At 33.5% G+C, this 7,596-nt stretch carries 5 protein-coding genes, 1 tRNA gene and 2 pseudogenes; 4 read left to right on the top strand and 4 right to left on the bottom strand.

Annotated elements, in window-relative coordinates:
* Nucleotides 1–245: pseudogene (locus H4J56_RS13070) on the bottom strand (transposase); the annotation flags it as partial.
* Between the two features lie 281 nt (nt 246–526).
* Nucleotides 527–2,863 carry an ATP-binding protein gene (locus tag H4J56_RS13065; RefSeq protein ID WP_182259448.1) on the bottom strand — a complete coding sequence of 779 codons (2,337 nt, stop codon included), beginning with the start codon at nt 2,861–2,863 and terminating at the stop codon, nt 527–529.
* Between the two features lie 426 nt (nt 2,864–3,289).
* On the opposite strand from H4J56_RS13065, the gene H4J56_RS13060 reads away from it, so the two are divergent.
* The 4 genes and pseudogenes from H4J56_RS13060 (at nt 3,290) to H4J56_RS13045 (ending at nt 5,278) form a co-directional block, all read left to right on the top strand.
* Entirely contained in the window at nt 3,290–3,667 is a 378-nt protein-coding gene (locus H4J56_RS13060) for a MerR family DNA-binding transcriptional regulator (protein ID WP_182221982.1), read from the top strand.
* A 64-nt stretch (nt 3,668–3,731) separates the two neighbouring features.
* Nucleotides 3,732–4,121, top strand: a pseudogene (gene merC, locus H4J56_RS13055) (organomercurial transporter MerC).
* Entirely contained in the window at nt 4,109–4,324 is a 216-nt protein-coding gene (locus H4J56_RS13050; protein WP_182218009.1) for a GDCCVxC domain-containing (seleno)protein, read from the top strand. The pseudogene merC and the gene H4J56_RS13050 overlap by 13 nt, the downstream one beginning before the upstream one ends.
* Before the next feature lie 171 nt (nt 4,325–4,495).
* On the top strand, nt 4,496–5,278 hold the full coding sequence (locus H4J56_RS13045; RefSeq protein ID WP_182259447.1) for a class D beta-lactamase: 783 nt from the start codon (nt 4,496–4,498) through the stop codon (nt 5,276–5,278).
* A 665-nt stretch (nt 5,279–5,943) separates the two neighbouring features.
* Here H4J56_RS13045 and H4J56_RS13040 read toward each other — a convergent pair.
* Both H4J56_RS13040 and H4J56_RS13035 read right to left on the bottom strand, forming a co-directional pair.
* A tRNA-Val gene (locus H4J56_RS13040) sits at nt 5,944–6,020 on the bottom strand.
* Between the two features lie 102 nt (nt 6,021–6,122).
* Complete coding sequence (locus tag H4J56_RS13035; RefSeq protein ID WP_070373752.1) at nt 6,123–7,484, bottom strand: MATE family efflux transporter; 1,362 nt, start codon at nt 7,482–7,484, stop codon at nt 6,123–6,125.
* Nucleotides 7,485–7,596 lie beyond the last annotated feature (112 nt).

The following is a 7,596-nucleotide window of genomic DNA, read 5'->3' as shown; positions in this document are numbered from 1 at the left end:
TTTTCACTATCAACATGAAGGACTAAATGTAAGTGATTATTCATGACAGCGTGAGCACAAATATCAATAGCAAACACCTGAGATAATGTAAAAATGCGCTGTTCAATCCAATGACGCCTGTGCTCATAACTGACACCGGTTTCTTTATCAATACCACATAAAAAGGCTTTGCGAACGGTTTGACTGCAAATATGATAATACGGCGTATCAGATAAACTGATTTGTTGTGAACGAGGCTTAGGCATAACAATCACCACACTTAACAGGGGTGATTTAAGTGTAGTTTATTGTTGAAAAAACAAACAAGTTATTATGGGTGGCTTAATTAATGTTTTTGAAAAAACAAACAAGTTATTATGGGTGGCTTAATTAATATTTTTTATGAGGAGTACCGATAACACTACTTAAATCACATCTAAAAATAGACTAGTTACTATCATCATGAACGTTTAAGAAACATATTACCTTATCTCCTAAATTTTGCTTCTAAAGGCATAGACTTATTTGGTGTTAGTTACCTGAAGAACTAAAAGATATATTCTGATATCATCAAAAAAACTGTTTTTTGCTTAATGGGTTTAGTCATATAATCATTCATTCCTGATTTAATCGCTTTTTCAGTATCTTGGATACTAGCATGAGCTGACATACCAATAATTACAGTATCATTATCAAACATTCTAATTTGTTCTGTGGCTTGTAGTCCGTCTAACTCAGGCATTTGTATATCCATTAACACTAAAGAATAAGTATTGTTTTTCATTTTTTCTACTGCTTGTAATCCATTCTCTGCTATATCAATTGAAATACTTAATGGCTCTAGTGTTTTTTTAGCTACAATTTGGTTGATTCTATTGTCTTCAACTAGCAAGATTTTTTTTCCATACAAAGCTGCTTTTAATTTTACTAAATCAAAATCAGCTGATTCTTCTATTTTTTTCTCTAACTTTTCAGTAGAGTATGTCAAAGGTATGGTGAATGTGAATTCAGTGCCTTTATCTCGTTCACTTTTTAGTGTGATTTCCCCCCCCATCATTTCGACTAATTGCTTACTTATCGCTAATCCTAATCCTGTGCCACCAAACTTTCTAGTGATTGAATTATCGGCTTGAGAAAAAGCTATAAATAAGTTTTTTTGTTGTTCTGGCGTTATACCTATTCCTGTATCTTTAACACTTAACTCTATGATAACGTTATTTTCGTTTTGTCTTTTTAGACGAGTGTTAATATCAATACTGCCATGTTCCGTAAATTTTATAGCATTACTAACCAAATTAATGATGATTTGTTCTATTTTTAGTGGATCACCAATTAAGTGGCTAGGAATCGAATCATCTAATAGGAAATTTAATGATATATTTTTTTTATCAATATCCGACTTACAAATTTGTGTTATTTTTTTAAGAATAGCACTAAAGCTAAATGAGATTTTTTCCAACTTAAGTTGCTTGGATCCTATTTTAGAAAAGTCTAATACGTCATTAATTATTTGCAGTAAGTGTTCACCTGAACGTTGTATTTGTTCAAGTGAATCATCTTTTTCAAATAAAACTTTGGTGTTTCTTCCTATTTCAGCAAAACCTAACACTGCATTCATAGGGGTTCTTATTTCATGGCTCATGTTTGATAGAAAAATAGATTTTGCATTATTTGCTGCATTTGCTTTATCAATAGCATCATTTAGCGCATTATTCTGAGACTTTATCTTTGATAGATTCTTTGAAATTTCTTGGCTCATGGTGTTTATCCCTTGAGCTAAAGTACCTAATTCATCCGAACGACAATCTTTAATTAAGTCTTTATAATTACCTAATGCAATGTTATTAACTGATTTGTTCATCACGATAAGTCGTTTAAAAACCAGCTTGTTCAAAAAATAAAGTGTAAGTGCAATAACGCTAAAAAGAAGTAGGGTGCCAACTAAAAAGAGAGGCAGAATAACAATACTTCCTTCCATTGCTTCTTTTGAAAATAAACTCATTGCATACCATTCTATTTCCTCGATATACACAATAGCGGCTATATAATTAACTTCATTAATTCTGATATCAATCGTTTTTACCGAATGACTATTAGTATTATTTTTTAGTTTTATTAAGCTGCTTTTATCTAGATCATCCCCGATGACTTGATGCCATTCTTTGTTGGACAAAAACTTTGAAAGAGAGGGATGATAACGACTGGTATTTTCATTCAAACTAGTACGAAATACACCATGATTATCAATAAGTACATCTAAAATATCTTGGTTAGAGGTACTGAGTAATTGATTAGTAATAGTTGAGACTAATGCGTAGCTTCCAACCGTTCCAATGACTTGATCATTTTCTCTTACTATATAATCAAAAAAAACATAGGTGTTTCCATCAATAGTATTAATATCAGCATCGACATAAAACTCATTATTTTCTTTTAGCTTTTTTGGTAGCCAAGAATTTTCTTCTAATTTCAGCGGAACCGTTTTTATGGTATTGCTCTCTTTATTCCAATCAATACTAGTAAGGGGGGCAATTGAAAGGATAAACCAGCCATAGCAATCTATAACTTGACAGTCTTTTTCAACAGACTGAATCGCTTTTGTTTTAAATTTTTCATTATCGTTATTATTCATCCAGTCTTGATATGTATTATTGAGCAAGGAACGTTTAACTAGATTTAAGTTTTGTGTAAAATGACTGAGGGCTTTTTCTTTGTTGATAATGGCATGTTGAAGCACCATTTTTTTACCTAAATCTTGTTCAACTCCAGTAATAAAATCTTTTAAAAAATATGAAAAAAACACTAATACAAGAGTAAAAACCAAAATAATTAAAAAGATTATTCTAAGACGAATCGATTTATTTTTTATGGATTTATTAGTCATCAATTGGGGCGATTTATTAATATTCTTACCGTAGTTATAAACCAAATATCATTATTAAGCAAAGCAAAGTCTATACTGATAAGGCAATACATTATATGTAACCTTATAGCTAACGGCACCTGCTGTTAGCGTTTGATATCGGGTATGTTATCTCCACACTTAATTTAGGAGATAAACATGAGAATTACGCTTAGCCAAGAACAATGGCAAACCATCATTGACTATTGCCAGTTATCAACTTCGAGCTTTTATGCGTGGTGATCTGCTAATCATTGTAGGCGGACACCTGAAATAATTTATAATTTTTCGCGTCAAAATTAGTAAGAAAAAACAGTCATGAACCTTTTATAGTTTGGATGTAGTAGAATATTACTTCAAAGGTGATTTGGGTGAAATCGTCATATAAATTTATAAGTGACTATAGGTATGAAGACAATTGGCAAGCTCGCCAAAGAGTTAGATATAAATATTGAGACCATAAGGTTTTATGAAAAAAAAGGACTTATTTCTCAACCTATTAAGCCAGAAAATGGTTATCGTTTATATAGTAGTGCTATTGCAGACAAGTTTAGGTTTATCGCTAAAGCAAAAGCTCTTGGCTTTACATTAAAAGAAATATCCTCACTAATGTCTATGGAAAATAACTGCGCCCAAGTAGAAAGCCTAGGTTTGCAAAAATTGGATATAATTCGAAATAAAATATTTGATTTACAGCGTCTAGAGAGCGTTATTAGTAAAATGACAAATTCATGTAAAACCAATCAAGACCAATATTCTTGCCCTATTATTGACTCATTAAAGTAATTGTTGACTCCGTATCTGTATACGGGGTTTATCGTGATGATAAATTACTTAGGAATGATTCTATATGATAAACAAATTACTCGATAAAGTTGGCTCTGGTGGGGTTTGGATAGCAGCCCTTAGTTGTACTGCCTGTTTTCCTGCATAAGGCTCGTTGGTATCCGTATTTGGTTTGGGATTTCTTTCGTCTTTTGAAGGCGTTGCAGTAAATACTTTACTACCTATTTTCGCTACCCTTGCGTTACTCGTAAATATATATAATTGGTATCGCAATAAAAGCCATTTAAGAGGTGCTTTAAGTATTCTTGGTCCTACAGCTGTTTTACTAACACTATATCCTCTTTGGCAATATGGTTGGAGTACCTATTTATTCTACTTTGGCATAAGTTTAATGGTCGTAATGTCAGTATTAGATATTGTAAAACCTATAAAGGAGATAATATGCAAAGTATAAAATTAAACTCAACAATAACTTGTCCTGAGTGCGGACATAATAAAACAGAAAAAATGCCAACCAATGCCTGTCAGTGGTTCTATGAATGTGAATCATGCAAAGCATTATTAAAGCCCTTAAAAGGTGATTGTTGCGTTTTCTGTTCTTATGGAACTGTTAAATGCCCACCAATTCAAGAAGGACAAGGTTGCTGTAATAGCTAACCGTCTATGTCCGCTGTGGTGGCATTTTTGCCAGTAATGAGAGAATTATTGGTTCGGTCAAATCTATGTGTTTTGAAATACCCATAGTTGACGTAACCATCTGAAGTGGCTTGATTTAAGCTTGGTAATAAACAGTTCATATTGAAACCATAATAATTATATTGGACAAAAATGATAAAATTTAAAAAGTTATTAATTTCTTTACTAGGGTTTAGTTTTTCGATAGCAACTCATGCTAATTCTTTATGTCATAGCTCATGCACCTTTGTTCTAAAAAGTGAACAGTCTGGTGAATACAGCATTATAAATCCCGAAAGGGCTGTTAAGCGAATGACACCTTGGTCAACATTCAAAATTCCACATTCCCTTATAGCTTTAGATACAGGCGTCATTAAAAATACTGAAGTAGAGCTTACTTTTGATATAGCGGATTATCCAATTCAAAAGTGGTGGCCTAAAATTTGGTATGAAGCACCTATTTCTTTAAGGGAGGCTTATAAGTATTCGGCAGTTCCTATCTATCAAGATACAGCAAGTAAAATTAATAAAAAGAGAATGAGTCAATACTTAGCTGATTTTCAATATGGTAATCAAGATATATCATCAGGTATTGATAATTTTTGGTTGAATAAAAGTATAAAAATAAGTGCTAAAGAGCAAGTCGACTTCCTTCAACGCTTATATAATCATAAGTTAGCAGTATCGAAAAGTTCATTGATGCAGTTGAAAGACATCATGTTAGCTGAAACTACCGAAGATTATAAACTATATGCCAAAACGGGAGCTGGTGGAGTCGCTAAAGATAAGGCCCTAGGCTGGTATGTAGGGTTTATTGAAACCAAGAAAGAAACTTATTATTTTGCTTTAAATATTGATGGTAAGTCTTTCAAAGAGGTCATCAAAACTAGGATTGATGCTGCAAAAGAGCAACTATCGTTAGCGGGAATAATATAACTTAATAATAAATAGCCACTTCAGAATAAAATGCCCTGTTGGTACTGAGCTAGTATTCGTTTTATGATGAATGTCGGCAATGGCCAAGCAGACCTTTGGCTATGATAAATCAAACAAAAATTAAGACCGCTTTGTAGCTTCCTGACATAATTGATTAGAACAACCCCTATTAATAGGAAACACCAACCTAAAGTAGAACATACTTAAGGTCTTTATAGTCTCTGATAACTGTTGATGGGTTTAATAGATGTGTAGATTTACGGTTAAGAGGTGAAAAAAGTCAATTAAAGTCTAATTACATTGTTATATAACAGGACAATTATTTACAATTTATTTTGTTACATTAATTGCTACAATCTATTGATAAATTCGCAATATGTAATTTTTGAATCAGCGAGTATATATGAGCTTGCAACGCCTTCATGTGTACAGAGGTGTTATTTCTTGGGTCGCACGGAATCATCATGTAATTTATCCCCTAAAGACCTTATATCATCAGACTCACTTAGTTTAGGATCTGTCCGTAGTAAATTGGTCACTTGTTGAAGGGAATTTCTTTAGATACCATCTACAAATCAATAAGAGATAGTTATTTAGATTAGCTGTAACAATTTGTTTATTAAAACAAAAACGGGATTACATCGCTGTAATCCCGTTCTTTAATTTGGTGCTCGCTACTGGACTCGAACCAGTGACACCTTGCATGTCATGCAAGTACTCTAACCAACTGAGCTAAGCGAGCAATTGTTAGTTGCTTTAACCAACGGGCGTCATATTATCGATATGAAATGTTAGTTGCAAGTAGTTTTATGTATTTCAATTTAAATAATTAACTGTTTGCTTATTAATGCGCCATTTCGACTCTTTTTTGAATGATACTGAGTCGCCAAGCTAATAATACGGCTGCGGTTGTTAAGCCAAAAATTATACCTATCCAAAAACCATAAGGACCAATCGGGTCAATTATCCAGTTGGTTAACCCTAAAATTAGCCCTAAACTTAAGCCAATGACCCAATATGAAAAGAAAGTAATGTATAAAATAGACTGCGTATCTTTATAGCCTCGCAATGCTCCCGCAGAAATAACTTGTATTGCATCGGAAAACTGAAATAAAGAAGCTAAAAACATTAAGCTAGCGGCTAACTCAATCACTTTTCTATCTAGCGTATATATTTCTGCGATGGGGTAGCGTAAAGCAATCGTTAATAGTGCAGTACCAACTGCAATAACAAGTGACAATATCAGTGAATAATTGCATATTTCTTTCGCGTTAGCTAAATCATTATTACCAACGGCATAACCCACTTGTATAGTCACGGCCATAGCTAAACTTAATGGCACCATAAATACTAAGCCTGAAAAGTTAATGGCTATTTGATGGCTTGCAACAACCTCTGCGCCAAAGGGCACCAGAATAATTGCGACTACGGCAAATAAACTCACCTCAAACAGTAATGACATTGCAATAGGAAAACCGATCGTCAGTATTTCTTTTATTTCTAGCCAATTTGGCCAGTAAAAACGTTCAAATAATGAGGCATGTTTTAATTTTTTTGATACGTAACAATAAATGAACATCGAGACAAACATAACCCAATAAACGATAGCTGTGGCGATACCACAACCGGCACCACCTAATGCAGGCATGCCAAACTCACCGTAGATAAAAATATAATTAGCCGGAATATTAATTAACAAACCTATGATACTGATGATCATTGTTGGTTTGGTATGCGACAAACCTTCAGAGTAGTTTCTTAAGACAAGATATAAACAAAAACCCGGACCACCCCAAACGATATAGCCTAAGTAGTCAAAAAGTAATTGTTTTAAATGACTTTCTAGCGGGATCTGTTCAATGACTAAGGGAGTGATCGCATAATATAAAACGATCAACAACAGACCTAAGGTTAATGCTATCCATGCGGTTTGATAGGTCGCTTTGGCAACATAATGGAATTTTTTTGCTCCAGCAAGTTGCGATACTATGGCAGCAAGTGCCATGACTAAACCATATATAGTTAGTATTAAGGGTAACCAAACACTGCTAGCAACCGCTACTGCAGCCATGTCGGTTGCACTCACTCGACCAGCCATCACCGTGTCTGCAAATCCCATTAGGGTTTGCACAAGTTGAGCGATCAAAATAGGATAAGCTAATTTCATTAGGCTTTTGGTGTTTTTTCTAAAGTCAGTAATATTCATTAGGGAAGAGTGCTTATAAAACCATCATTTTAAGAAGAAAAATGATCAAGATGAGAATGATATAGGTTTAAAGCAGTTGTGCAATGTTTCTCTAGTGAATTTAGCCTTTATA

Source organism: Colwellia sp. BRX8-4 (genome assembly GCF_014077345.1).
Classification (GTDB): Bacteria; Pseudomonadota; Gammaproteobacteria; order Enterobacterales; family Alteromonadaceae; genus Colwellia_A.
Note: the sequence above shows the minus strand (reverse complement) of the source record. Positions and strands in the feature narration are given on the sequence as shown.